Source organism: Cohnella sp. GCM10020058 (genome assembly GCF_042683485.1).
Lineage (GTDB): Bacteria > Bacillota > Bacilli > Paenibacillales > Paenibacillaceae > Cohnella.
On the sequence record NZ_JBHUJV010000017.1, the window covers coordinates 136,959 to 162,417 of the forward strand.

Annotated in this window: 21 protein-coding genes; all 21 read left to right on the top strand. The window is 60.1% G+C overall.

Annotated features, from left to right (window positions below):
* Positions 1-60 precede the first annotated feature (60 nt).
* On the top strand, positions 61-513 hold the full coding sequence (locus ACFSR7_RS28065; protein ID WP_378167370.1) for a MarR family winged helix-turn-helix transcriptional regulator: 453 nt from the start codon (positions 61-63) through the stop codon (positions 511-513).
* Positions 506-2,029: a DHA2 family efflux MFS transporter permease subunit gene (locus tag ACFSR7_RS28070; protein WP_378167372.1), complete on the top strand. Its 1,524-nt coding sequence runs from the start codon at positions 506-508 to the stop codon at positions 2,027-2,029. Before ACFSR7_RS28065 ends, ACFSR7_RS28070 begins: the two co-directional genes overlap by 8 nt.
* A gap of 241 nt (positions 2,030-2,270) precedes the next feature.
* Complete coding sequence (locus ACFSR7_RS28075; RefSeq protein ID WP_378167374.1) at positions 2,271-3,134, top strand: hypothetical protein; 864 nt, start codon at positions 2,271-2,273, stop codon at positions 3,132-3,134.
* A 204-nt stretch (positions 3,135-3,338) separates the two neighbouring features.
* A complete protein-coding gene (locus ACFSR7_RS28080) occupies positions 3,339-4,352 on the top strand; it encodes an ABC transporter substrate-binding protein (protein ID WP_378167376.1) in 1,014 nt (337 codons plus the stop codon).
* Positions 4,345-5,982 (top strand): helix-turn-helix domain-containing protein, encoded by a 1,638-nt coding sequence (locus ACFSR7_RS28085; RefSeq protein WP_378167378.1) that lies wholly within the window; start codon positions 4,345-4,347, stop codon positions 5,980-5,982. Before ACFSR7_RS28080 ends, ACFSR7_RS28085 begins: the two co-directional genes overlap by 8 nt.
* Positions 5,983-6,360: 378 nt before the next feature.
* A complete protein-coding gene (locus ACFSR7_RS28090) occupies positions 6,361-7,788 on the top strand; it encodes an 8-oxoguanine deaminase (protein WP_378167380.1) in 1,428 nt (475 codons plus the stop codon).
* Positions 7,789-7,817: 29 nt separating this feature from the next.
* Positions 7,818-8,681 (top strand): C45 family peptidase, encoded by an 864-nt coding sequence (locus tag ACFSR7_RS28095; protein ID WP_378167381.1) that lies wholly within the window; start codon positions 7,818-7,820, stop codon positions 8,679-8,681.
* Positions 8,678-9,415 carry an SDR family NAD(P)-dependent oxidoreductase gene (locus ACFSR7_RS28100; protein WP_378167383.1) on the top strand — a complete coding sequence of 246 codons (738 nt, stop codon included), beginning with the start codon at positions 8,678-8,680 and terminating at the stop codon, positions 9,413-9,415. Before ACFSR7_RS28095 ends, ACFSR7_RS28100 begins: the two co-directional genes overlap by 4 nt.
* Positions 9,416-9,436: 21 nt before the next feature.
* Positions 9,437-10,774 (top strand): amidohydrolase family protein, encoded by a 1,338-nt coding sequence (locus tag ACFSR7_RS28105; RefSeq protein WP_378167385.1) that lies wholly within the window; start codon positions 9,437-9,439, stop codon positions 10,772-10,774.
* Positions 10,775-10,827: 53 nt separating this feature from the next.
* Positions 10,828-12,033, top strand: a complete 1,206-nt coding sequence (locus ACFSR7_RS28110; protein ID WP_378167387.1) for an aromatic ring-hydroxylating oxygenase subunit alpha — start codon at positions 10,828-10,830, stop codon at positions 12,031-12,033.
* 14 nt (positions 12,034-12,047) lie between these two features.
* Positions 12,048-12,878, top strand: coding sequence for an alpha/beta fold hydrolase (locus ACFSR7_RS28115; protein WP_378167389.1), 831 nt, complete (start codon positions 12,048-12,050; stop codon positions 12,876-12,878).
* A gap of 84 nt (positions 12,879-12,962) precedes the next feature.
* Positions 12,963-14,321 carry a RidA family protein gene (locus ACFSR7_RS28120; protein ID WP_378167391.1) on the top strand — a complete coding sequence of 453 codons (1,359 nt, stop codon included), beginning with the start codon at positions 12,963-12,965 and terminating at the stop codon, positions 14,319-14,321.
* Entirely contained in the window at positions 14,318-15,085 is a 768-nt protein-coding gene (locus ACFSR7_RS28125) for a maleate cis-trans isomerase family protein (protein ID WP_378167393.1), read from the top strand. Before ACFSR7_RS28120 ends, ACFSR7_RS28125 begins: the two co-directional genes overlap by 4 nt.
* 26 nt (positions 15,086-15,111) lie before the next feature.
* Complete coding sequence (locus ACFSR7_RS28130) at positions 15,112-16,326, top strand: amidohydrolase family protein (RefSeq protein WP_378167395.1); 1,215 nt, start codon at positions 15,112-15,114, stop codon at positions 16,324-16,326.
* A 291-nt stretch (positions 16,327-16,617) separates the two neighbouring features.
* Complete coding sequence (locus ACFSR7_RS28135) at positions 16,618-18,231, top strand: PucR family transcriptional regulator (RefSeq protein ID WP_378167397.1); 1,614 nt, start codon at positions 16,618-16,620, stop codon at positions 18,229-18,231.
* 98 nt (positions 18,232-18,329) lie between these two features.
* Positions 18,330-19,673 carry a 5'-deoxyadenosine deaminase gene (locus ACFSR7_RS28140; protein ID WP_378167399.1) on the top strand — a complete coding sequence of 448 codons (1,344 nt, stop codon included), beginning with the start codon at positions 18,330-18,332 and terminating at the stop codon, positions 19,671-19,673.
* A gap of 19 nt (positions 19,674-19,692) precedes the next feature.
* Positions 19,693-20,739, top strand: a complete 1,047-nt coding sequence (locus ACFSR7_RS28145) for an XdhC family protein (protein WP_378167401.1) — start codon at positions 19,693-19,695, stop codon at positions 20,737-20,739.
* Entirely contained in the window at positions 20,699-21,274 is a 576-nt protein-coding gene (locus ACFSR7_RS28150) for a nucleotidyltransferase family protein (RefSeq protein WP_378168176.1), read from the top strand. Before ACFSR7_RS28145 ends, ACFSR7_RS28150 begins: the two co-directional genes overlap by 41 nt.
* A gap of 194 nt (positions 21,275-21,468) precedes the next feature.
* Positions 21,469-22,668, top strand: a complete 1,200-nt coding sequence (locus tag ACFSR7_RS28155; RefSeq protein ID WP_378167403.1) for a BMP family ABC transporter substrate-binding protein — start codon at positions 21,469-21,471, stop codon at positions 22,666-22,668.
* Positions 22,669-22,804: 136 nt separating this feature from the next.
* A complete protein-coding gene (locus ACFSR7_RS28160; RefSeq protein WP_378167405.1) occupies positions 22,805-24,334 on the top strand; it encodes an ABC transporter ATP-binding protein in 1,530 nt (509 codons plus the stop codon).
* Positions 24,331-25,446 carry an ABC transporter permease gene (locus ACFSR7_RS28165; RefSeq protein ID WP_378167407.1) on the top strand — a complete coding sequence of 372 codons (1,116 nt, stop codon included), beginning with the start codon at positions 24,331-24,333 and terminating at the stop codon, positions 25,444-25,446. The genes ACFSR7_RS28160 and ACFSR7_RS28165 overlap by 4 nt, the downstream gene beginning before the upstream one ends.
* The last annotated feature ends 13 nt before the right edge of the window (positions 25,447-25,459 follow it).

Here is a 25,459-nt window from a genome sequence, read left to right on the forward strand (position 1 = left end):
TGCAAGGAAATGGTTCTAAGGGCAAGCCCGATTCTAATATTTCGGATAAGGGGGAGGGAGATGCAGGATCAAACGCTGATATCTGAACTTTTTGCATCTTTTAGAGAAGTCAATCAGTCGTTCTACCATTCGATGCAGCGTGCGGGCCAGCATCTAGGCGTCACGCCGATTCAACTGCTCGTCATGAAGTCGCTCAGAGGCAAGCCGCAGATGAGCTTGTCGGAACTGGCCGATTGCCTGTTCGTCGGTCCGAGCACAGCAAGCGGTATCGTCGAGCGTATGGTCAAGGCGAAGCTTGTCTCGCGGGAACGTCCGGAGAACGACCGTCGGTCGATTTCGCTGCGGTTGACGCCGGAAGGCGAAGATTTGTGGGTAAAGATCGACGAGCGGAGAAAAATAATGCTGGGGCCGCTTAACGAGCTCGACGAGCAGGATCTGAACGAACTGCTTCGCATTCACGGCCGTATCGTGCAAATATTACACAAAGCGAGAGAGGAACATAAAGATGAGTAATGCCATAGCATCCACACTGAGAAGAGGTCCGATCGTCGCGTCGCTCCTCATCGGCGCCTTCGTCGCGCTGCTGAGTCAAACGCTGCTGAATGTCGCGCTGCCGAAGATGATGGCGGATCTCAATATCGGGTCCAATACGATTCAGTGGCTCGTGACGGGTTATATGCTCGTTAACGGCGTCGTTATTCCGGTTACCGCCTATCTAATTTCAAAATTTTCAACGCGTCAATTATATATAGTCGCCATGGGATTGTTCACGGTAGGCACCGTCGTGGCTGCGGTCGCACCGAACTTCGGTACGCTTTTGACAGGGCGCCTGATTCAGGCAGTTGGCGCCGGCATCATGATGCCGCTTATGTCCGTTGTCTTCCTGACGATCTTCCCGATCGAGCAGCGCGGCAAAGCGATGGGTATGATGGGGCTCGCGATGATCTTCGCGCCGGCCGTCGGTCCGACGCTCTCCGGCTGGGTGGTCGAGCACTATTCCTGGCGCGTGCTGTTCTATATCGTGCTGCCGCTTGCGATTTTCTCGCTGATCTACGGCTCCATATCGATGAAAAACGTCACTCAGACCTCCAAGCCTAAGCTGGACATACTAGGCGTCGTGTTCTCGACGCTCGGCTTCGGCGGTATTCTGTACGGCTTCAGCGACGCCGGCAACGACGGCTGGGACAGCACCCGCGTCATCGTCAGCTTGGCCGTCGGCGCCGTGGCGCTCGTGCTGTTCGTCTGGCGGGAGCTGACAGCGAAGAAGCCGTTGCTCGAGTTCCGCGTGTTCAAGTTCGATATGTACTCCCTGACGACGGTCATCAATGTCATCATCACGATGGCTATGTTCTCCGCGATGGTGCTTATGCCGATATATCTGCAGAACATTCGCGGCTTCACGCCGCTCGAATCCGGCTTGCTGCTGCTGCCGGGCGCGATTCTGATGGGGATCATGTCGCCGATCACGGGCATGATCTTCGACAAGATCGGCGCGCGCTGGTTGGCCGTCATCGGTCTTATCATCACGTCGTTCACGACGTGGGAGCTGAGCCGGATCGCACTGGATTCGACTTATATGCATATCATTCTGATTTACTCCGCACGGATGTTCGGCATGTCGCTGCTCATGATGCCGATTCAGACGGCGGGCATGAACCAACTGCCGCAGACGCTCAACTCGCACGGCTCGGCCATGTCGCAGACGCTGCGTAACGTTGCCGGCGCGCTCGGTACCGCTTTGCTCGTAACGATCATGACGAATAAAGCGGCAGACGAAGGTGCAGCGCTCACCAAAGCTGCCGGGATCGATCCGACGGACAAGGCAAACGCGGCGCAGCTGGTGGATATCGGCAAGGAAGCAACGCTATACGGCATCCAGCACGCATTTGTCGTGGCTACCTGGATTACGGCCGCGGCGCTGGTGCTGGCCTTCTTTATTCGCAAAGTCAAGCCGCACCATGAAGTGCTCAAGTCCGAGGGCAACGTCAAGGCCGAAGCGGCCAAGTCAAGAGCCCAATCGTCGCGCTAAGCGCATACGACTACCGTCTCGCGCGGGATTCATTCCCGCCCGCGAGGCGTTTTTTATTTAATACCGTATAGATACAATCGATGGGAAGCAAGAAAATGCCGAAAATGGCTTGATCCGGCGTTGATGCCAAACATACGCCTTTCGAATAATCGCTTGTTACAGTTGAAGCGAGCCGGACCGACAGGGACGCGCAGGCATTTGCTGCTGCTGGCAGGGACGGTATTCGAAGGAGGGATTGTTAGTGAGAAGAAGTTCGCTGCTGTTGGCTTGCGCCGTGCTTGGCGCAAGCACGCTCTTATCGGGATGGTCCGGCGGACAGACGGTTCATGCCGCAGGCGTCGCGACGCCGAACTACGAGGTCAAATGGTATCTGGATCCGGGCGTCGTGCTGGGCTCGGACCATAAGCTGAAAAACGCCGTTTTGAACGCATTCGACATGCCGTCCACGGTCGAAAAAATGAACGTCGAGTACTTGGACAGCGACGATCTCGATCTGCACGCCGAGGGCTGGGACGTTCGGATCCGGAAAATGGAGTCGTACAGCGACGAGGAGTTCGAAGTTACGTATAAAATGCGTTACCCGATCGCCGGCGGCAACATTCAAGCTGCGCTGAATGCAGCAGCTGCGGACGGCTTCGATGCGGACGAGGACGACTACGAGGCGCAAATCGATTGGGGTTACGCGTCGCAAACGCTGAGCTTCAGCAACAAAAAGGACGCGGAGCTTGACGGTTATGCCGGTATGGAGCTTCCAAGCAAGGGAGATTCGAGGAATCTCGCCGAGGATCTCATTCCCGGCAAGCTGGAGAACTGGCAATCGGGTGATTGGGCGGAAGACATTCTCCATGACGCCCATGTCTACGGACCGGTCAGCGCCAAGCGTTCGATCGGCAAATGGGACGACGAAAAGCTCTATATCGAAGTATGGGAAATCAAGAAGGCATCGGGCAGCGGTTACGAATATCTCGTCGAAGCTTCCTTTAAGGAAGACGACTATGCGACCGCATCCGCCAAAAGAGATTCGCTTAAAAACAAGCTGATCGCAGAAGGCTGGTTTTTGCCGCAGGACGGCCTTAAAACGACGAAGATTTTGGAGCGCTATTAAACATAACGCGGTCGCCGGGGGCGTCCATGACCTGAAACGGTCATGGGCGCTTTTTGCATGCAAATGCGAACGGATAGCTTCCAAACAGTCATTATGCGGAGCCTTGCGAAAAGACAGCACAATTGGCGATTCACAACCGGGAGCAAAGCCTTTATACTATCATAAGAATGATAATCAATATCAATTGCATAGGGGTCCTCGAACATGATCAGATTCATCCGTTTTGCGCAATTCGTTTCACTCGTTGTTCTTATTTCCGTGCTTGCCGCTTGCGGCAGTACGAACGCCGGGTCTTCCGCTTCCCAATCCCAGTCGGCATCCGGTACGTCAGCGGCGACGGCCGAAGCACCTGCAACTGCATCCGCAGCGGCATCTTCCGCACAATCGAGCGATGCGGCGGATTATCGCCTGCTCACCGACGCCGCCGGACACCAAGTAAAGGTGCCGGCTCACCCGCAGCGCATCATTGCTCCGTTTCTGGAGGATCCGCTCAGCGCCCTCGGCATCAAGCCGGTCGCCCAGTGGAGCGCAGGCGGCGTTCCCCAGCAATATTTGCAGGACAGGCTTGGCGACGTTCCCTCGCTTAAGATGGACGATGGATTAAAACCTGAAGAGACGCTTTCCTATAACCCTGACCTTATCATCTTCCTGTCGCCGGTATATGTGCCGGAAGGCAGCTACGAGCAGTTCGCGCAGATAGCGCCTACGTACGTACTGTCGGACAACGATTCGGACTGGCGGGGCAATCTGGAGAAGCTCGGTAAGCTGCTGAACGACGAAGATGCCGCCGCTGCGGCGCTCAAGCAGTACGACGACAAACTGGCGGATACCAAGGCGCGTCTCGGCGATCTGCCCAAGGAAAAGACCGCCGTCCTGCTGCAGGGCGTCGACGAGAAGGGCTTCAAGCTGTTCGGACCGAACTTTTACGGCGGCGTCACGCTGTATCAGGCGCTTGGCTTCAAGCAGCCGGCCGTGGTGAGCGGCAATTATGAGACGTATTCGATCGAGAAGCTGGCGGAGCTCGAGGACGTCGATTACATCTTTGTCCTCTCCGGTCCCGGACGGGCCGCGCCGCCGGTGGATAACCCGCTCTGGAAATCGCTGAAAGCCGTGAAGGCCGGACAAGTATTTGAAGCGGACTCGGGTTACTGGTTTAATCTGAACACGGTTGCGAGCGGTTTAATTATGGATGACGTGCTTAACAATCTCCATGCGTAACGAGATTTCCGACCTGCAGCCCGAGGCTGCAGGTCTGCTCTGTTATCGGCTGTTGGACGTCGTCGCGATCTGCGAGAAGCCGCAAAGCGAGCCGGCGGAAAGGCGATTCATCGAGACGAAGTCGCCTTCGCTGCTGTTGTCCAACGCGCACGGGGGACGCTTGGTCATCGACGGGCGGTCGCATTCGCTGCGACCCGGGACGCTGTTCGTCTGCTTGCTCGGATGCCTGGTCGAGCTGACGAACTATTCGGGATTTTCGACCGAGCTGCTCATGTTGGAGTTTTTTGCCTTCATGCCTCCCGACATTGATGCCATGCCGCGGGACGAGAAGACGTTGCAATCGCGTTTGTCGTTTCCGACATACGTGCAGCTGTCCTCGGCCGCGGATGCCGGCAGGCTGTTCGGATTAATAAGCGCGGGCTGGAAAACAGGACTGCCGTCGGACCGCTTACGCTGCGAAGCCGCGCTGCTGGAATTGCTCAGTCTGGCGCTGAGCTGCCGCGAGCAGCAGACGGATAGAGCCTTGGAGGCGGCTCGATCGGAGCTTGAGCATCGTTACACCGGCGACATAACGATTGATGCGCTGGCAGCCGTCGCGGGTCTCAGCCGGTTCCACTTCATGAGGTTGTTCAAGGAAAGGTACGGGAAAGGCGTCGTGGAATACCGTACGGAGCTTCGGCTGCGCGACGCCAAGCGGCTGTTGAACGAAAGAGACGGTCCGTCGCTCGGCGAGATTGCCGAGCGGATCGGATATACGAGCGAGAGCTACTTCAGCAGCTTGTTCAAAAAACAGACCGGCATTGCGCCGGCCGTCTACCAGCGCAATCAGAAGCTGCGAGTCGCCGCATACAGCTGGGTCAACATCGGACAGCTGCTGGCGCTCAGAACGATCCCTTACTCCGCGCCGACAGACCAATATTGGACGGATTATTATCGGAACCGGTATGCCTTTGAGGTGAAGGCGCGGCTTAGTCATCAATACGAATTTAATCGGAACGTGCTTGAACAGTCGCGGCCGGACAAGATCGTCGGCATCGGTTCGTTTATTCCGCGAGACGAGCAGGACAAGCTGAAGGAAATCGCGCCGACGCTGTTGCTTGATTGGGAAGAAAATTGGCGCACCCATCTTCGGCGCGTGGCGGCATTTTTGGATCGCGCTGCGGAGGGCGAGCAATGGCTTGCCCGCTACGATCGCAACGTCGCCGCGACGCGCGACCGATTGACGAAGAGCGTCGGCCTGGATGACTTGCTCGTGCTTGTTGTCGGCGGACGAGGCGTGGAAATATGCGGGCGGCGGGCGGCTTCGCTGCTGTACGACGATATAGGCTTCGGCGAGCCTGAAGGGTTAAGCGAGCAGGAGATCTTCTGGTCAAAATCGGTCGATCCCGATCTGCTTGCGCGCCTCGGCGCAGACCGGATACTCGTGCACAAAAGCCGGGATCCCGGTGCGGACGAAGCATGGGAACGCTTGTCCAGGTCCGAGGCCTGGCTGGGCTTGCCGGCCGTCATGGCGGGCAGGATTAACTGGACGTCGAACAGCGATTATTTTGAGGCGCCGTTGAACGAGTATGCCGCCGAGCCTCTTGGCCGCATGCTCGCCGAGCTGCCGGGGTGGTTCGGCAACGTTTAAGCGGCGAATGATCAATGGTCTTTCCTATAGAGCATCGTTAACGGCCAAAAGGTATAATTAAACAAAACGGGATGAAGCAGCTTGTTTACTGCTTCATCCCGTTTTTGTTTCTGTGGCAGGTTAAAAGGCGCAAGACCTTGCCTTCAATAAAGCGAGCGTGGATGATGCGTTGATGGTAGCGCCAACGACTCTGAAATTTCAATGCCATCTGATAATGATGTAGCATTACCTGACGTTATTGCGGGAATTAATCATGCGGATCAACAAAAACGAGCATTTGCGTTATAAAATATGACAAACGTTCGCTTTTGCAATTGTCCGAATCCCGATTCCGCCCCTAAAATGAATTCATCGAGGCGGAGAGGACAGTGACGGGACATGCGAACGCTCCTCATCAAAAACGCGAGAAATATCATTACGATGGACAAGGACGGCAGCGCCTACCCCGGCGGAAGCCTTTACGCGGTAGATCAGCAGATCGTGGCGATCGGAAATCAGATTCCCTACGAAACCGCGGATACGGTCATCGACGCGACGGGAAAAATCGTGTATCCGGGCCTCATCAACACGCATCACCATCTTTATCAAAACCTTACGCGCAACATTCCGTTCGTTCAAAAGACCGAGCTGTTCGACTGGCTGATCACGCTATACGATATCTGGCGCTGTCTGCGCCCGGAAGACATCTATTTGAGCGCGAAGGTCGGTCTCGGCGAACTGCTAAAGAGCGGCTGTACGACGGCTGCGGATCACTTCTATTGCTTTCCAAGCGGTATCTCCGGAGAACTGATCGACGAAGAAATTCGGGCGGCCGCCGAGCTGGGGATCCGATTTTTTCCGACGCGCGGCTCGATGTCGCTCGGACGCTCCAAAGGAGGCTTGCCGCCGGACGAAGTATGCCAGAGCGAGGACATCATTTTGAGAGATTCGCGCCGCTTGATCGAGACGTATCACGATCCGGGCCGATTCGCGATGCTGCGTGTCGGCGTCGCGCCGTGCTCGCCCTTTTCGATCACGTCGGACCTGCTTCGCGAATCGGCGCGCCTCGCCCGCAGCTACGGCGTGCGGATGCATACGCATCTGGCGGAGACGAAGGACGAAGACGATTTTTGCCGGGAGAAGCTCGGCATGCGGCCGCTCGAATTCATGGAAACGAACGGCTGGGTCGGTCCGGACGTCTGGTACGCGCACGGCATTTACTTCAATGACGAAGAGATCGGCCGGCTCGCGCATCACGGCTGCGGCGTCGCGCACTGTCCATGCAGCAATATGAAAATGGGCTCCGGCGTCATGCCGATCGTCAAGATGCTGCAGGCCGGCGTCAAGGTCGGTCTCGGCGTGGACGGTTCTGCGTCGAACGACGGCTCGAACATGCTCGGCGAAGTGCGCGCCGCGCACTTGCTTCACAATCTGATGCACGGCACGACGGACGTCGGCGCGGAAGATTGCCTGCGTGTCGCGACGATCGGATCGGCGCGGGTGCTCGGATGGGCGGACGATATCGGCTCGCTCGAAGTCGGCAAGGCTGCTGATTTGTTTATGATCGATTCGCGGCAGCTCGCTTATGCCGGCGCGCTTCATAACGACGCGACGCTGCCCGTGTTGGCGGGCTTGTCGCAGACCGTCGATACGACGATCGTCGGCGGCAAGGTCGTCGTCAGGGAAGGCCGACTCGTCGGCGTCGAGGAAGAGGAGCTGGCACGGAAGGCGCAGACGGCTTCCGGCCGACTCCTTAATGAGGCATCGCTGAGGACGAAGATCGATTACCGTCGCATGCGTGCCAATCGGAGCTATCCGAACTTCTGAAGGCGGTAGCGAGCAAAGGAGGATAGTGCATGTGCACGATCGGAGCGATCGTATGCAGAAGCGCGGATGGCGGCGCGGTGGTCTTGGGATTTAAAAATTCGGATTCCCCGCCGGTGGGTTACTGGCATGGCATCGCCGGCGCGGAGGGCGGATATGCCTCGCTCGCCTACGGCATCCAGCCCCAGAAAGGCATCAATGCGGGCATGAACGAACGGGGCGTCATGCTCATCAGCAGCTATTTCGGCTGCGAGACGCCCGCGCCGGACGGCCGTCCGGCAGAGAGCTTCTGGATGAACGACCTGCGGGGGACCGCGCAGGCGGAAGCTTTGGCGCGCTGCGGCACGGCGGCGGAGGCGCTTGCGCTCATGCGGGAGCGGTACCGCGACGCGGCCGAGCCGACTGTCGGCGGTAGCCACGTTATCGCGGACCGTCACGGCACACTGTTTGTATTCGAACACGACGGCATGGAGACGGCCTGGCACGACGATACGGCGCAGGGCTGGACTGCGCGAAGCAATCAGGCGCTTGGAATCAAGTTAGCCGAACAGGAGGCGCTCCCGGAAGCGATCCGGTCCGATCGCGAGCTGCGCCTCGTTCGGGCGCGGAATACGCTCGAAACGCTCGCGCGGTCCGGCAGTGGACAAAAGGAGACTCTGTCGGCGCTGGCGTCCATGCTCGCAAGCAGGAGGGAAGGCGGAGCGCGTGCTCCGGCATCCGGCGATATTTGCGCCGACGGCGTCATTTATGGGCGCTCCAATGCGGCGCTGCCTCATGTTACGCTCAGCGGCCTGATCTGGAACGCGCAATCGCTGGAGATGCAATATACGGCGGGACGCCCGGGCATGGCACCTTGGCAAGTCATGAGATTGACGGCGAGGAGGGCAAAGAGATGATGGATCTGGCGGGCAAGAAGGTGCTGATCGCCGGCGGCGCGAGCGGCATCGGCAAGGCTGCTGCTGAAGCCTTCAGAAATGCCGGTGCAGAGACGGCCGTTTTCGATATCGCTTTTCACAAGGCAAGGGTGGCGGACGGCGATATAGAGCTGCCGGTCGATCTGTCCGATTCCGATGCGGTAGCGGCGGCGTTCGATCGACTGGGGCGGCACTGGGGCGGTCTTGACGTCCTGATTAACAATGCCGGCATCGAGCTGGTGGCCGGCTTGGAAGACACGACGGAAGCGGCGTGGGACCGGCTCATGGGCGTCAATCTCAAGAGCGTGTTCCTGTGCTGCAAGGCGGCGCTGCCCATGCTTAGAGCTTCGCACGGCTGCATCGTCAATACCGCGTCCCAGCTCGCCTTTGTCGGCGCCGGCAGCTTCACGGCCTACACGGCCTCAAAGGCGGCGGTCGTCAACTTCACGCGCAGTCTGGCGCTCGAGACGGCGGCGGACGGCGTTCGCGTCAACTGCATCTGCCCTGGCGCGGTCGATACGCCGCTGCTGCGCAGGCAATTCGAAGGAAAACGCGGTCCGCAGGGCACGATCGACGATCTGATCGCGATGCATCCGCTCGGCAGACTGGGGCGCCCCGAGGAGATTGCGAGCTGCATCCTATTTCTGAGCAGCCCGCTCGCGTCCTTCGTGACAGGCAGCGCGATGCTGGCGGACGGCGGATATACGATTCATTAACGACAGCGGGGGAGGGATACGATGAGCGACGGCTTGCTGATTACAAATGCCACGATTCTTACGGTGAATCCGGAAGATGAGGTGATCCACGACGGAGCGCTGCTGATCGAGAAAGGGCGGATCTCGGATATCGGTCCGTCGGTCGCGTTGGAGGGCAAATACGCCGGCGTGGAACGGATGGATGCGACGGGACACGTCCTGCTGCCGGGACTCGTTAACTTGCATCTGCACTCGGGATTGATACGGGGGACCGCAGAGGACCTGCCGGTGTTCGAATGGCTGACCAAATACGTCGATCCGAAGCATCGCGCCTTGACGGCGGATATCGCGTTCGCCGCGGCGCGCCTCAGCTATACCGAGGCGCTCCTGTCCGGCACGACCTGCGTGATGGACATGTACCGATACATGCACAAATGCGCGGATGCGGCAGAATCGCTCGGGCTGCGCGCCACGCTTGCGCCCTACGTCGTCGACAAGCCCGGCATGGATTACTTCGAGTCCCTCGACAAAAACGTGCAGCTCGTGCTGGACCGCAACAAGACGGCTAACGGCAGAATCCAGGTGTGGTTCGCGTTGGAGCATTTGACCTACTGCACGGAGGACGCTTACCGTAAAGCAGCCGCCTATGCCGAGAAGTACGATACCGGCATCCACACCCACGGCGAAGAATCGATCGAGATGGCCAGGCGGCTGCATGCCGAGACGGGGCGTTGGCCTGTCGAGCTATTCTACGATCGCGGCATTCTCGGGCCGCGGACGGTGCTTGCGCACTGCGTCTGGCTGCAGGACACGGAGCGGGAGCTGCTCGCCCGTACGGGAACGGCGGTGGCGCACTGTCCGGTCAGCAATCTGAAGCTCGCATCCGGCATCGCGCCGATCAAGGAGCTGCTCGATCTCGGCGTCACGGTCGGCATCGGCACCGACGGCGTGAAGGAGAACAACAATCTCGACATGCTCGAGGAGTTAAAGTTCGTGCCGCTGCTGCAGAAGGCTCGCCTTTTGGACGCGACGGTCATCAAGGCCGAGACTGCGCTTCGGATGGCTACGATCGACGGCGCGCGGGCGCTCGGACTGGACGGCGAGATCGGCTCGCTCGAGATCGGCAAGAAGGCGGACCTGATCGCCGTCGATTTTCGCAAGCATCACTTGACGCCCGTTATCCGGGGCAAATACGACAACGCGGTCAGCAATCTGGTGTATTCGGCGTCCGGCGCAGACGTGAGCCACGTGTTCGTCGACGGCAAGCCTCTCGTGCGCGGCCGCAAGCTTCTGACGGCGGATGCCGAAGAGATTCGCGTGTCCGCGCAGGTCGCGGCTGAGCGATTGTTCGCGCTTCGCGAACCGTTCGTTCCGGTATAATGGGCGGTTTGTCACGTCCACCTTTCAACTTTTTTAATCGGGAGGAAGCGAATATGGCTTATAGAGTTACGAACGACGTCCTTGAAGTGCTGTCCGAGCTCGGACCCTCGCTGCTCGAGACCAAGGAGGCACGGTCCATGCCTGCCGAATGCTATACGAGCGCTTCCTTCTTCGCGTTCGAAAAGGAAGCGGTGTTCGGTCGCAGCTGGCTGTGCGTGGGACGGCAGGAGCAGGTGCCGAATCCGGGCGATTATTATACGCTGCAACTGAACGACGACCCGATCATCGTGACGCGCGCCAAGGACATGAGCATCCATGTCATCTCCGCGGTCTGCCAGCATCGCGGCCATCTCGTCGCGGAAGGCGCCGGCAACTGCAAAAACTTTCGCTGTCCCCTGCACTGGTGGACGTACGGGATGGACGGCGAACTGATCTCGGCGCCGGAAATGATTCGCATCGAGCCGTTCGACATACTCCGTCATGACCACAGCCTTCCGCCGCTCAAAGTCGAAATATGGAACGGGTTCATTTTCGCCCACTACGACCCGGATGCGCCCCCGCTCGCGCCAACCCTCGCCAAGCTCGACGAGGAGATGACAAACTATCGCCTGAATGAGCTGTCGGCGATGCCGTTCGTCGATATCGAAGGCGAATGGAATTGGAAGATCATGATCGAGTCGTCGATCGAGCCTTACCACACCAATTACCTGCATAAAGGTCCTCACGATTTCGCGCCGAGTCAGCTCGCCGGCTTCGTCGACTACGAGGACGGAGACGGACAGATCATGCACCCGACGGGCTTTACGCATATGGATGCCGGATTTTCGCCGGACATGACCGCGAACTTCCCGCCGATCGAAGGGCTCACCGCCGAGCAGCGCCAGCGCATGACGATCGCGACGGTGCCGCCGATGCTGACGCTCGGCCTGATGCCGGATCAAGTGTTCTGGAATATCATTTTGCCGGACGGTCCCGGTAAGATTTTGTTCCGGTCCGGACTGCTGTATCCGCCGGAAACGGTGGCGCTGCCCGATTTCGCGGAGCGCTACGAACGTGCCAACGAGAGCATCCAGGAGATCAACGCCCAGGACCTGGCGGCCAACGCCTCGCTGCAGAAGGGGCTGTACTCCAAGCTGTCGAGGCGCGGCCGTTATGCTGCGCTCGAGCGCACGCTGCCGCAGCTTAACAAGTGGCTCGCGAAGCGGTACCTCGACTACCTGGAGGCGCAGGGATTGTCCGTCGAGCTGGAAAGGGCCTAAGGAGGAGGGCGCCTATGACGCTGCCGATTCTGAGTAACGGGACGGACGACGTGAAAACCGCGATCTTGCGGGGGCGCGGGGACGTCCGGCTGCGCCTGCTGCAATGCGGCAATTCGCAGGGGCGGCCCGTGCTGTTCCTGCACGGCATTACCGAGAATGCATCGGCCTTCGAACCGATCATGCGTCAGCTGCCGGACCATCTCAGGCCGATGGCGCTCGACTTGCGGGGCAGGGGCCAATCGTTCAAACCCGACTTGGGCTATCGGATGTCGGACTATATGGAGGATTTGCTGATTGTCTGCAATGCCTTGAGCGGCTACGCGGAGCGCCCCGTGCTTGTCGGACACTCGATGGGCGCACGGATTGCCGCGGCATTCGCGGCGACGTACCCTGCCGTGACGGACGGCGTCGTGCTTGTCGATCCGCCGCTCTCGGGTCCGGGGCGTCAGGCGTTTCCGCTGCCGCTGTCCCGGTTCCTCGAGCCGAAAAGGGCGATCGACGAAGGACGGTACGACGATTTTAAGGCTTACTACACGACGCCGGGCTTCGACTACGAACGCAAGGCGCTGGAGCTGCAGTCGTGCGCGACGGCGGCAATCGAGCAGTCCTATGCGGCGATGAACGAGGAGCCTTTCCATGCGTATTACCGCATGCTGCGTCAGCCGGCCTTGCTCCTGTCCGCAGGCCTCGCGCCGTTCATATCGGAGGAGGCGGAAGAGGAGCTGCGGGCGATGAATCCGGGTATCCGCACGGAGCGGCTTGCGTATGTCGGCCACGAGGTGCACAAGCTTGCCCCCGAGCGCCTGCTGGCATCGCTCACGGCGTTTTTGGCTTCGTTGTCTTGAAGGCGCATGGGCCGAGTCGGTGTTCGCGCCGATATCCGTACAAAACGAGAGGGACAAAAAACAATTCGAGGAGGCGGATCTGGCGTGCCGCATCAAATTCAGGAAGTATGGCCGGCGGGGATGCCCCGCCTGAGCGTCCCCTACAGTCCGGCGATTCGGGCGGGTGACTGGTTATTCGTTTCGGGGCAATCCGCTTCCGATCTGGTGACAGGGCTCGCGCCGGAGGCGATCGTGCCCGAAGCTTTTCCGTATTATCAAAATGCGATGGGCAAACAGGCGGCCGTGTTGTACGGCCGCGTCGGCGCAATTGTGGAAGCGGCGGGCGCCAGGCCCGAACAGGTCGTGCGTGTCAATCAATGGTACGTCGCCGACATGGTGTCGCCCGGGTACCGTACGCAAGATCTTACGGTGAACAACAAGCGTTATGTGCAGGAGAAAAATCGATATTTCACGAAGCTTAGCCCGCCGAGCACGGGCATCGGCGTTCGCGGCACGCTCGTAGCGGGCGCCAAGGTGGAGGCGGACTTTACGGCGAGGCTTGACGGCGACATGCCGGAAAAAGTATCCGCGCCGGGCTTGCCCAAGCCTGCGGCCGGGTTCGCGGAGGGTGTGCGGATGGGAAAGTGGGTATTCCTGTCGGGCGACCTCGCATCGGACTGGAAAGGGAATTGGGGCGCGGGAGCGTACGACGGCGGCGAGCTTGTCGGACTGGCGCCTGAGGCGCGAACGGGCGGGCTGTTCTGGGGCGACGAGCCGTGCGCCCGTCAGACGGATTATATTCTCGACCGGCTGAGCCGTGTGGCGGAGGAGGCGGGCACGAGTCTGTCGCTTGCAGTCAAGGCGTATGTCTATCTGGCCGACCCGACCGATTACGCGGCATTCGAAGACACTTGGGCCAAGTGGTTCCCCGATCCGGCCCAAGCGCCCGCGCGCATCCTGGTGCCGAACGTCGAGATCGGCGCTAGAGGCTGCCGCGTCGAGATCGGCCTCGACCTGCTTATGCCGGAGGCTGCGCATCTGAAGCGGCCGGTCGTCGGCGGCTGGGCGCCGAAGAGCAAGGAGCCGGCGGCGGTACGCGCGGACGATCTTGTTTTTTTCAGCGGCCTGATGGCGACCGATCCGGGCGTCGGGCTAGCGGCCGAAGCTTCGCCGCCGCCGGGACTGCCGCACTTCGGCATCCCCGGCAAGCTGCAGATGCGGTACATTCTGCTTAAGGCAAGACGGATCGCGGATGCGGCGGGCGTCGATCTGAAGCAGGTCGTCAAAGCCACGCTTTATTTTACGGACTTGAGTCTTTACGCCGGCGCGATGGAAGCCTGGGCAGAGACGTTTGCGGACGGTCACAAACCGGCGGTGACGGCAGTTGAGATTAATCGGGAGCTGTGGGTGCCCGGCTGCGGCATTATGGCGGATCTGACCCTGTACGATCCGCAGGAAGCATGAGGCCGCAAGCGCCGCGGCCCTTCGTCCGGCTGGCTCCGCGGGGTAAGCGGATCGGCATGCTGACGCCGTCCTCCAACACGGTGCTCGAGCCGGTTACGTCGGCGTTGATGGCCGGCGTGTCCGGCGCGAGCGTCCACTTTGCCAGGCTGCCCGTCACGCGAATCGCACTGGAAGAAGATGCGGATGCGCAGTTCGCGCCGGAGCCGATGTTAGCTGCCGCCCGGCTGCTCGCGGACGCGCTCGTGGACGTAATCGTCTGGAACGGCACGTCGGGCAGTTGGCTTGGCCTCGAGCGGGACCGCGATATTTGCGCATCGATCAGGCAAGCGACGGGTATTCCTGCGACGACGTCCTCGCTTGCGCTGATGGAAGCTTATGAAGCGCTCGGCATTCGGCGCGTCGGTCTCGTCACGCCTTACACGGATGACGTTAATGAAGCGATCGCCGCGCAATACGCCGGCTTCGGGCTTGCTTGTCCGGTTCGGCAGGGCTGCGGCCTGCATGTCAACGAGCAATTCGCGTGCGTCGCTGCCGACACGGTCGAGGCGCTCATACGCCAAGCGGCGCATGAGCCCGAGGTCGACGCGGTCGCCGTCGTCTGCACGAATATGGACGGGGCTGCGCTTGGGGCCGCGATCGAAGCGGAATTGGGGAAGCCGGTGCTGGATTCGGTCGCGGTCACCGCCTGGCAGGCGCTTCGCATGGCCGGCGTACCGCGGCCGGAGCTGGCTGAACGATGGGGCGGCATTTTTAAAGTCGGATAGATGCGGCAAGAGGAGGCGGACGTGCGGTGACTGCGCGAACTTACGATTGGATCGCCGGGGCCTTGGATCCGTCGAGCGGCAATAAAATCGACATCGAGATACGCGATGGAGCGATCTTCCGGATTGTACCTGCCGGGCCGGCTGGCGGTGAGACGGGGAAAAACGCATTGGATGCATCGGGATTTATGGTTACGCCCGGCTTAGTGGAGACGCACGTTCATCTCGACAAAGCCTTTTTATCCGAACGGCTCGAGCGGCCGGCAGCGAATCTGGGCGAAGCGATCGCGATGACGGCGGCGCTCAAGCCGGAATATACGCTGCAGGACGTGACCGCGCGGTCGCGCCGCTTACTCGGCCGTGCACTGTCTTACGGCGTGTCGCTGCTGCGCGCGCAGGTCGAGATCGATCCCGTGCTCGGCCTGCTCAGCTTGGAATCGGCGCTGGCGCTCAAGGAGGAGATGGCCGGACGGATGGGGCTGCAGCTCGTCGCGTTCCCGCAAGAAGGGATCTTCGACCGTGCGGGCACGGAGGGGCTGCTGCGCGAGGCCGTGCGCCGCGGCGCGGATGCCGTAGGCGGTATACCGTACAACGATCGCGATTCGGCCGAGCACCTGGCTTTCGTGTTCCGGCTTGCGGCCGAAGCCGGTTTGCCCGTCGATCTTCATTTGGATTTCTCCGACGATCCCGCGCAGCTCGCCATTTTGGACGTCATTCGCTGCACGCGCGAATACGGGTTGGAGGGCCGCGTCTGCGTCGGTCATCTAACCTCGCTTGGATCGGTGCCGCCGGATCGGGCGCGCAGAATCGCAGACGGAATGGCCGAGGCGGGCATTCACGTTTTCGCGCTGCCGGCGACCGATTTGTACTTGAACGGACGCGGAGATACGCATGCCGTTCGCAGAGGGATCGCGCCGGTCCGTATTCTCCTCGATGCCGGCGTCAACGTCTGCTACGGAACCAACAATGTCCGCAATGCCTTTACGCCCTTCGGTACGGGCGACCCGCTGGATATCGCGCTTCTGCTCGCGCAGACTGCTTATATGGGGACTGCGGCGGATGCGCGCAGCCTACTTGGCATGTGCACGGACCGTGCGGCGAAGGCGCTGGGCATCGAAGGCTGGAAGCTCCGTCCCGGCGCGCCCGCGGACTTTGCGCTTATTCGGGCAGACAGCGTTGAGGACCTCGTGTACGACAGGCCGAGGGAGCGCGTATCGATACGGAGAGGCGTACGGCTGACTTGACGCGGGCGGCATCGATGTGCCGCCTGCTTTGCCGGAACGACATGGGCCGGCATGGACTTGTTGGGAGCGTCTCGCTGCGCTATATCTGCCGATAAATGATTGCGTAAAGTCCTCCACGTCCTTAACGGCGAGAGGGCTTTTTCTTTTGTGACTGCAGCAAGCATTTCCATAATTAAATGTTAATAAACATTACATATTTGATTGTCAAAATAAGAATTCGGAACTAAAATGTAATATATATTAACATATAAGTGCCGCGCAGCTTCGATCATGATTCAAGGAGTGAGAAATATGCATCTGACGGTTGAACAGGCGTTGGCGGTATACCCGCTCTCCGAAGGGAAGCTGATCGCCGGCGGGGACGGTCGGTTCAGGGTGGTGAAGTCGGTTAACGTGATGGACGCCCCGGATATCGCGGACTGGATCAAGGAAGGCGAGATGTTGTTCACGACGGCGTATTTGATCAAGGACGACCCGGAGGAGGCGGCGGCGTTCCTGCACAAGCTGCATCAGCGTGGCGCTTCGGGGCTTGGCATCAAGCTTGGCCGCTTCTGGACGTCCATTCCGGAAGCGCTCGTGAGCAAGGCCGACGAACTCGGATTCCCGCTGATCGAGCTGCCGTACGCATTCACTTTTTCCGATCAGATGAACGGGCTGTTCAACGCCGAGATGCGCAAGAACACCGTCATGCTGCAGGAGGTGCTCGATAAGCAGGTGCGGCTCATGCGTTTCGCGCTTCGTTCGGATCATGTCCGGGAGCTGTTCGAGACCGTAGCGGAGGTGATCGGCGAGCCGATCGCCGTGATCGGTTCGCGTGGGCAGATGGTATACAACGGGTCGGACAATGCGGATGCGGCGTTGTTGGCCGACTGGCCCTGGAGCTCGCATGGCAAGTGGCTCAAAACCGAGGGCTGGCAGGCGTTCGGCGTACCGCTGATGAAGTCGTCGCGAAGCACGGGGCATGTGCTGTTTTTTACGCCTCGCATCTATTTGTCGGCGATCGAGGAAAGTCTGTACAGCCAGGCTGCCGAGCTGCTCTCGTTTCACTTGAATTTCAATTACGAGGATTATCTCGAGCTGTCGATCCAGCGGGATTTCGGCCAGATGGTCAAGCGCCATCTCCGTAACGGCATGTCTTGCGAATCGCTGGAGTCCTATGCGGCCAAGTGGGAGTTGACCTTGTTCGAAGGGGCGTATCGCTGCGTGCTGACCGTTTGTTCGTCCTTGAACCCGGGCGTGCGGCAGGAGGAGCGGCTGGATGCGCTGAAAAACGAATTTTTAAGCCATGCGCTTATTCAGGGGTTGTCGGGCACGCATGTCGTACTGGAGGAGGGGGTGCTTTCGCTATTTCCGGAACGGGATGCGGTCGGCGAAGAAGACCGGCTGTCCGAAGCGCTGTCAAGCTGTCTGGCGGGGATGAAGGGGGAGCTTCGGGGAAACGCGAAGGCCGCGATCAGCAGCCGCAAAAAGAAAGCGGCCCACCTGGCCGAAGCGTATCGGGAATGCGGAGAAGCGCACAGGCTCTCCTTGCAGTGGGGGCTCGGAGGCGAGGTGATGCGGTATGAAACGATGGATTTCGCCTACATTTTCGAGCAAGTGCCCCGCCAGCGAATGGTGACATATTGCGAACGCCTGCTGGCCGGTCTCGAGGGCAAGGATCCGGATTATGTCCAGGAGATGATGCGAACGCTCGAGACGTATCTGGACAACGACGGCCAGCTTAATGAGACGGCAAAAAAACTGTTCATACACCGCAATACGGCGACCTACCGGATCGAAAAGCTGGGCGAGCTGCTTGACGTCGATTTCAAGCGGGTCAACGACCTGCTGCGGCTCAAGCTCGTATTTCAGTTTCGGAAGATGCTCTCCGGCGAAGCGTCCAGGACGGCTGCCAAAGCGCGTTAAAGGCGATTGCTGTTGAAATGCTTCTATTAAATAAGGTCTTTTTCCTAAATAAGGTCTTCGTCCGATGGGTATTGGCAGGAAGAGGAGGGCTGACTGCGATGAGAACGGAAGCGGGGTCTAAAATATGGATCAAGGACGCCCTTATCTTGACCATGAACGGCGACAACGATGTGATCTCCGGCGACGTGCTCGTCGAGGGCGGCAGGATCGTAGGGATCGGCTCGGGCATCGACGCGCCTGATGCGGAGGTAATCGAGGCGGACGGCAAGGTGCTTCTGCCGGGTTTCGTACAGACGCACATCCATCTATGCCAAACGCTGTTCCGCGGCAGGGCCGACGATCTGGCTTTGATCGATTGGCTGCGCGAGCGCATCTGGCCGCTCGAAGCCGCGCACAGCGAAGATTCGGTCTATTATTCCGCGCTGCTTGGGATCGGCGAGTTGATCCGGAGCGGGACGACGACGATTCTCGACATGGAGACGGTTCATCATACGGACGCGGCATTTCGGGCGATCGAGGAAAGCGGGATTCGCGCCTTTTCCGGCAAGGTCATGATGGATCATGGCACAGAGGTGCCGCTCGCTCTGCAGGAGAAGACGGAGCGATCCCTTCAGGAGAGCGTCGACCTGCTGGAAAAGTGGCATGGTGCGGCAAACGGGCGAATCCAATACGCGTTTTGCCCCCGTTTCGTCGTCTCGTGCACCGAAGAATTGTTGATCGGCGTGCGGGATTTGGCTGCCGAATACGGCGTGCGCGTGCACACCCATGCCTCGGAAAATCGGGACGAGATCGCACTGGTCGAATCCGAACGCGGCATGCGCAATGTCGTCTATCTGGATCATATCGGTCTCGCCCGTCCGAATCTGATCCTTGCGCACAGCGTTTGGCTCGACGAAACGGAAAAGGCGATCATTCAAAAGCGCGGCGTGAAGGTGACGCATTGCCCCGGATCGAACATGAAGCTGGCTTCCGGCATCGCCGAGGTGCCTGCGCTGCTCGAGATGAATATACCGGTCGGTCTGGGTGCGGACGGCGCGCCTTGCAATAACAACCTCGACATGTTTCAGGAGATGCGCCTTGCGGCGTTTGTTCAAAAGGTGCAGCACGGACCGACGGTCATGGACGCGCGGAAGGTGCTGCGCATGGCGACGATGGGCGGCGCCGAGGTGTTGGGGCTCGAGCGCGAGATCGGCAGCGTCGAGATCGGTAAAAAGGCGGATTTGCAGCTGCTCGACCTGGAGGATTTTCATGTTTACCCATCCTTCGATGCCGACATCTTCTCCCGCGTCGTGTACGCGGCGACGCGCGGCGACGTTCACACGGTGCTCATCGACGGCCAAGTCGTGATGTCGGGCAAGAAGGTGTTGACGGTCGATCGCCATCGCGTTTTAAAGGAGTCGGACCGATCGCTCAAAGCGCTGCTGACGCGGATCGGCGTTTGAACCAAAAGGGGGCGGCGGCATGGAAGCCTGTGAAATCGTGGGATCTTGGATGACGGATGCCGCTCCCGCCGTGCTTGCGACAGTTGTTGGCGTAGAAGGACACGCCTACCGCAAGCCGGGCGCGATGATGCTGTTGTATGCAGACGGCAGAACGTGCGGGACGATCAGCCCCGGCTGCCTGGAGCGCGATCTGCTCGAACGGGCGCAGCAATTGCTTGCGGAAAGGCGCTGCGAGATCGTGAAGTACAATATGAAGCCCGAGGAGGACGCCGTATGGGGCGAAGCCGTTGGCTGCGGCGGAATCGTTGAAGTGCTGCTCGAGCCGCTGACCGGGGAGGCTGCCGATGCGTTTCGCAAAGTAGGGGCCTGGCTTGGGGCCGGGGAGAAAACTTTGATCCTTCGCTATCGGCGCGGAACCGGGATCGCCTACGAGGTTCGTGCTGCGCGGACGGACGATGATCCGGCGGTGCCGGCAACCGGGCGGGCCGAGCTGCTGCTGTTCGCGCAGACGATGGCTCCGAGGCCGAGGCTGCTGCTGTTCGGCGCAGGCTTCGACGCGGAGCCTGTCGCTAGAATCGCTGGCGCGCTCGGGTTTGGCGTGGTCGTGGTCGATTGGCGGCCCGGACTGCTCTCGGAAGCGCGATTTCCCGGCGCGGCGCTCATATGCGGTTCGCCTGCCCAGGTTGCGATCGAGCTGGGAGCGGGTCCGGCCGATTATGCGCTCGTGATGGGTCACCAGCTGCAAAAGGACAGGGCGCTGATCGAGGCGCTGCTGCCCGCGAGGCCTGCGTATCTCGGCGTGATCGGCTCCGCCCGGCGAATCGCTCATCTGTTCGACGGGCTGCCGACGCCGTCGTTTGTCAGGGCGCCCGTCGGCCTGCGGATCGGCGCAGAAGGGGCGGAGGAGATCGCGGTCAGCATCGCCGCGGAATTGGTCGCGATCAGACGAAAAAACGGAAGCGGTGATGTGGATGAACGGGTCGAAAATCGTTGTTATTTACCTGGCGGCCGGGCAGAGCGTCAGAATGGGCAGGCACAAGCTGTCCCTGGCGTTTGCGGATGGTGAGCGTCTTGGCGAAAAGGGGTGGCGGGCGCTGCGCGCATGCAGCGCGGTGTCGCGATTGATCGCCGTCGTCCGGCCGATGGATCCGCTGGATTGGCTGAATGATGCGTCCGGCGCAGTGATCGTGCGCAGTTCAGCGTCGAAGCTCGGCATCTCTCATTCGATTCGGGCGGGTCTACGGGCCGCGCGAAGACATTCGCCGGACGCGGTGATCGTCGCCTTGGCGGATCAGCCGTTTTTGACGACGCTGCTGTTCGAGCGTCTGATACGCGTTTTTGAAGATTCCCCCTCGCTTGACTATGTTGCCTGCGATTATGGCCGTTTTTCTGCCCCTCCTGCGATCTTTTCTCCCCGCATGTACGATGCTTTAGAAGCGCTTGAGGGAGACGAGGGGGCGAGAAAGCTGATGAACGGCGGCACTTACCGCGGTATACGTATGCCTGTAAAAGAAGACAGGTTTGCCGTTGATGTGGATACGCCGGCGGATTGGCAAGCTGCGCAGCTTGAATATTCTCAATCGTTCGGATATTCGTATTAAAACGCCTTTAATCCCCCGAATCCCGCATCGATCATTCGGAAGTGCGCCGTGCACAATTCGCATCGGCATGAATTAGACGATTCTCCAACGACATGTCATCTATGTTGACGTTAAAATGACGCGGTTCTATAGTGGGATTACGTCATTGGCGCATGCCAAATCGACCAACAAACAGGGAGTTGGGGAGGAACGGTATGAAAAAAATTAAAGGCACTTGGAGCGCAAGTCTTGCATTCGTCGTCATGATGGTGCTCGTCCTGTCGGGCTGCGGCAATTCGAACAACAATGGCAACGCGAGCCCGTCGGCGTCCGGATCCGAATCCGCAAGCTCGCCGGCTTCGTCCGTCGCATCTTCGGCCGCATCGGCTTCTCCGTCGGCGGCTTCGTCCGGCACGGTCATCCCGAATCCCCGCGTCGCATTCGTCTATATCGGTCCTCCGGGAGACGGCGGCTGGACGTACCAGCACGATCAAGGCGTCAAATACATGGAGAAAGAGCTTGGCATCAAGGCGGACACGGTCGAAAACGTACCGGAGAGCGCCGATGCGGAGCGGATTATCACCGAGCTCGCGCAAAACCACGATATCATTTTCACCACCAGCTTCGGCTACATGGACTACACGCTGAACGTCGCCAAGAAGTTCCCGAACGTCAAGTTCGAGCACGCGGGCGGCTATAAAACGAACGATAATATGGCAACTTACTTCGGCAAAAACTGGGAAGCCAGCTATTTGAGCGGCATCGCAGCGGGCAAGATGACGAAGAAAAATCACCTCGGTTACGTCGCGGCGTTCCCGATCCCCGAACTCATTTATAACATCAACGCCTTTACGCTCGGCGCGCAAACCGTCAACAAGGACGTCAAGGTCGACGTCGTCTGGACGAACACCTGGTTCGATCCGACGACCGAGCGCAATGCGGCGATGAGCCTGCTCGACAAGGGCGCCGACGTGCTGATGGCTTATCAGGATTCGCCGGCATCGCTCCAGGCGGCTGCGGAGAAGGGTGCGATGGCGGGCGGCAACGACTCCGACATGACGCGTTACGCGCCGAAGGCCTACCTGACGAATCCGATCTGGAACTGGGGCCCGTACTACGTGAAGAAAGTCAAAGCGCTGATGGACGGCACTTGGACCAACGAGCAATACCTGGGTTCCTTTACGGACGGCATGGTCGATATCGCGCCGCTCGGCGAGAGCATTCCGGACGACGTGAAAAAGCTGGTCGAAGATCAGAAGGCAAAGTTCCTCGCAGGCGAAGACAATATTTATAGCGGCCCGATCCTCGATCAGAGCGGCGCGGAGAAAGTCCCGAGCGGCAAGTCGCTCACGGACGCGGAAATTCTCGAGATGAACTGGTTTGTCAAAGGCGTTGAAGGCACGATACCGCAGTAAAAGTCCGCATGCAGAGCCCGGGCAAATCCCTTGAGCAAAGGGATTTGCCGATTTAAAGCGGCATGCGCACACATGCCGGCAAACCAATCGGCTGACGGGAGGGGCGGTCCTTCCCCGCAACGAAGGAGGAACAACAATGATGCACGCTATCGAGATGCGCCGGATCGTCAAGCAGTTCGGTGCGGTCGTCGCCAACGACCGCGTAGACTTCGCGGCCGGAGCGGGAGAGATCCATGCGCTGCTCGGGGAAAACGGCGCCGGAAAGAGCACGATGATGTGCATGCTGTCCGGCGTCTACCGCCCGACGAGCGGCGAGATCCTGCTCCGGGGCGAACAAGTCCGAATACGCTCGCCCAAGGATGCAGCGAGGCTTGGCGTCGGCATGGTGTTCCAGAATTTCAGACTCGTCGCGACGCTTACGGCCGCGGAAAATATCGTGCTTGGCGAGCGTTCTTCCTTCTGGCGCGGTTCGAACTGGATGAAAAACAAACAGCGGGAAATCGGGGCGCTGGCCGAGAAATTCGGACTCGCTTTTCCGGTCGACCGGCCGATCTGGCAGCTGTCGGTGGGCGAGCAGCAGCGCGTGGAGATCGTCAAGACGCTGTATCGGGGCGCGCAGTTCATCATTCTGGACGAACCGACATCCGTGCTGACGCCAGGCGAAGCGGATCAGCTGTTCGAGACGCTGCGGGCGATGAAGGCGGAGGGCAAGACCGTCATCGTGACGACGCACAAGCTGAAGGAAGTCATGGCCGTCGCAGACCGCATCTCGGTGATGCGCAAAGGGAAAATGATTCATACGATCGACAAAAAGGATACGAACGAGAGAGAGCTGGCGAGGCTCATGGTCGGCAAGGAAGTCGCCGCGCAGCGGGAGCTGCCTGCCCGAACGCCGGGCAGGACGCTGCTCGAGGTGAGCCGGCTGGAAGTCGTGGCGGAGCACGGACGCAAAGCGCTGGACGGCTTGTCGCTCAGCATTCGCGCCGGTGAGATCGTAGGCGTCGCCGGCGTCGCGGGCAACGGCCAGAAGGAGCTCGCCGAGGTGCTGACCGGCCTGATTCCCTGGCGGCGCGGGCAGATCGCGTTCGACGGCAGGGCGCTTCGCAACGCATCCGTGCGCGGCGCGATCGAAGCTGGCATCTCCCATGTGCCGGAAAATCGCATGAAAAGCGGCCTGGCCGGCAGCCTCGGACTTGTCGACAATCTGCTTTTCAAATCCTACCGGTCCGCCGATCGGGCCAGGCTCGGCTTCCTGCGCATCGGCCGCAACAAAGCTTGGGGTCAGCGGCTGGTCGAGGAGTTCGACGTGCGGACGCCCGGCATCGACACGCCGGTGCAGCAGCTGTCGGGCGGCAATCAACAGAAGCTGCTGCTGGCGCGCGAGATTCATCACGATCCGAAGCTGATGGTCGCAGTGCACCCGACGCAAGGGCTCGACGTCGGCGCCACCGAGGGCGTGCACCGGCTGCTTGCCAAGCTGCGGGCCGAGGATAAGAGCGTACTTCTCATCTCGGAGGATCTCGACGAAGTCATGCAATTGTCCGACCGCATCCTCGTCATTTTCGGCGGACGAATCGTCGCCGAGCTGCGCCGCGGCGAGGCGGACAGGGAAGCGATCGGCATGTTCATGGCCGGTCTGCACGGAGCGGAGGAGGAAGCGATATGAGCAAGACCCAAGCCGCGTCCGCGCTGCCGCTCGAACCGGCCGACGCGCCGCGCCGCAGGCGCTTTCCGTATCGGATCGAGATCGATCCGTCGGGCATCGGCAATCCGTGGTGGGTCGCGCCGCTCTCCATCTTGCTCGCGCTCGTGCTGTGCGGCGTATTTATCGCCGCCAACGGCATGAATCCGATCACCGTTTACGCCAAGATGATCAAAGGCGCCTTCGGCTCCTCGTTCGGCATTACCGAGACGCTCGTCAAGGCGATCCCGCTCCTCTTGTGCGGCATCGGCGTCGCGATCGCCTACCGTATCTCCGTTTGGAACATCGGCGCCGAAGGTCAGTTCCTCGTCGGAGCCGTCGCCGCGACGGCCGTCACGATCTGGTTCCCGAATCTGCCGATCTACGGCACGATTCCGCTTATGGTCGTCTTCGCGATCGCCGCCGGCGGCGTATGGGGACTGCTCACGGCGATTCCCCGCACCTATTTTCAGGTCAACGAGCTCGTCACTTCGCTGATGCTGAATTATGTCGCGATTTTGCTGCTCGACTACTTCGTATTCGGACCCTGGAAGGATCCGAAGGGCTTCAATTTTCCCGGCACCCCGATGTTTAACGAAGCGCAGACGCTGCCTGCGCTAGGCGATACGCGGCTTCACCTTGGCCTCGTATTCGCGCTTGTCGCCGTCGTTTTGTACGGACTGCTCGTCAAATACACGAAGTGGGGCTATGAGCTGCGGCTCATCGGCGCCAATCCCGAAGCGGCCAAAAATGCGGGCATTCCGATCAAAAGACACCTTTTGCTCGTGATGCTGATCAGCGGAGGCCTGGCGGGTCTCGCCGGCATGGCTGAGGTATCCGGCGTGTCCCACCGGCTGATGTACGGCATCTCGCCTGGCTACGGGTATACGGCGATCATCGTCGCATGGCTCGCCAAGCTGAACCCGGCCTTGCTCGTCGTCTCCGCCGTCCTGTTCGGCGGCTTGATCGTCGGCGGCTACAGCGTACAGACGATCGGCCTGCCGTCATCCATCTCCAACATGATTCAAGGCGCGATTTTGTTCTTCCTGATCGCCGGCGGCATGGTCGGCAAGTTCAGGCTACGGCGCAACGCTTAGTAGAGGAGAGATC

Bases quoted from the DNA above. Each gene is read 5' to 3' on its own strand.
- ACFSR7_RS28065 (WP_378167370.1), top strand. From the start codon at position 61: ATGCAGGATCAAACGCTGATATCTGAACTTTTTGCATCTTTTAGAGAA.
- ACFSR7_RS28070 (WP_378167372.1), top strand. From the start codon at position 506: ATGAGTAATGCCATAGCATCCACACTGAGAAGAGGTCCGATCGTCGCG.
- ACFSR7_RS28080 (WP_378167376.1), top strand. From the start codon at position 3,339: ATGATCAGATTCATCCGTTTTGCGCAATTCGTTTCACTCGTTGTTCTT.
- ACFSR7_RS28085 (WP_378167378.1), top strand. From the start codon at position 4,345: ATGCGTAACGAGATTTCCGACCTGCAGCCCGAGGCTGCAGGTCTGCTC.
- ACFSR7_RS28090 (WP_378167380.1), top strand. From the start codon at position 6,361: ATGCGAACGCTCCTCATCAAAAACGCGAGAAATATCATTACGATGGAC.
- ACFSR7_RS28095 (WP_378167381.1), top strand. From the start codon at position 7,818: ATGTGCACGATCGGAGCGATCGTATGCAGAAGCGCGGATGGCGGCGCG.
- ACFSR7_RS28100 (WP_378167383.1), top strand. From the start codon at position 8,678: ATGATGGATCTGGCGGGCAAGAAGGTGCTGATCGCCGGCGGCGCGAGC.
- ACFSR7_RS28105 (WP_378167385.1), top strand. From the start codon at position 9,437: ATGAGCGACGGCTTGCTGATTACAAATGCCACGATTCTTACGGTGAAT.
- ACFSR7_RS28110 (WP_378167387.1), top strand. From the start codon at position 10,828: ATGGCTTATAGAGTTACGAACGACGTCCTTGAAGTGCTGTCCGAGCTC.
- ACFSR7_RS28115 (WP_378167389.1), top strand. From the start codon at position 12,048: ATGACGCTGCCGATTCTGAGTAACGGGACGGACGACGTGAAAACCGCG.
- ACFSR7_RS28125 (WP_378167393.1), top strand. From the start codon at position 14,318: ATGAGGCCGCAAGCGCCGCGGCCCTTCGTCCGGCTGGCTCCGCGGGGT.
- ACFSR7_RS28135 (WP_378167397.1), top strand. From the start codon at position 16,618: ATGCATCTGACGGTTGAACAGGCGTTGGCGGTATACCCGCTCTCCGAA.
- ACFSR7_RS28140 (WP_378167399.1), top strand. From the start codon at position 18,330: ATGAGAACGGAAGCGGGGTCTAAAATATGGATCAAGGACGCCCTTATC.
- ACFSR7_RS28145 (WP_378167401.1), top strand. From the start codon at position 19,693: ATGGAAGCCTGTGAAATCGTGGGATCTTGGATGACGGATGCCGCTCCC.
- ACFSR7_RS28150 (WP_378168176.1), top strand. From the start codon at position 20,699: ATGGGCAGGCACAAGCTGTCCCTGGCGTTTGCGGATGGTGAGCGTCTT.
- ACFSR7_RS28155 (WP_378167403.1), top strand. From the start codon at position 21,469: ATGAAAAAAATTAAAGGCACTTGGAGCGCAAGTCTTGCATTCGTCGTC.
- ACFSR7_RS28160 (WP_378167405.1), top strand. From the start codon at position 22,805: ATGATGCACGCTATCGAGATGCGCCGGATCGTCAAGCAGTTCGGTGCG.
- ACFSR7_RS28165 (WP_378167407.1), top strand. From the start codon at position 24,331: ATGAGCAAGACCCAAGCCGCGTCCGCGCTGCCGCTCGAACCGGCCGAC.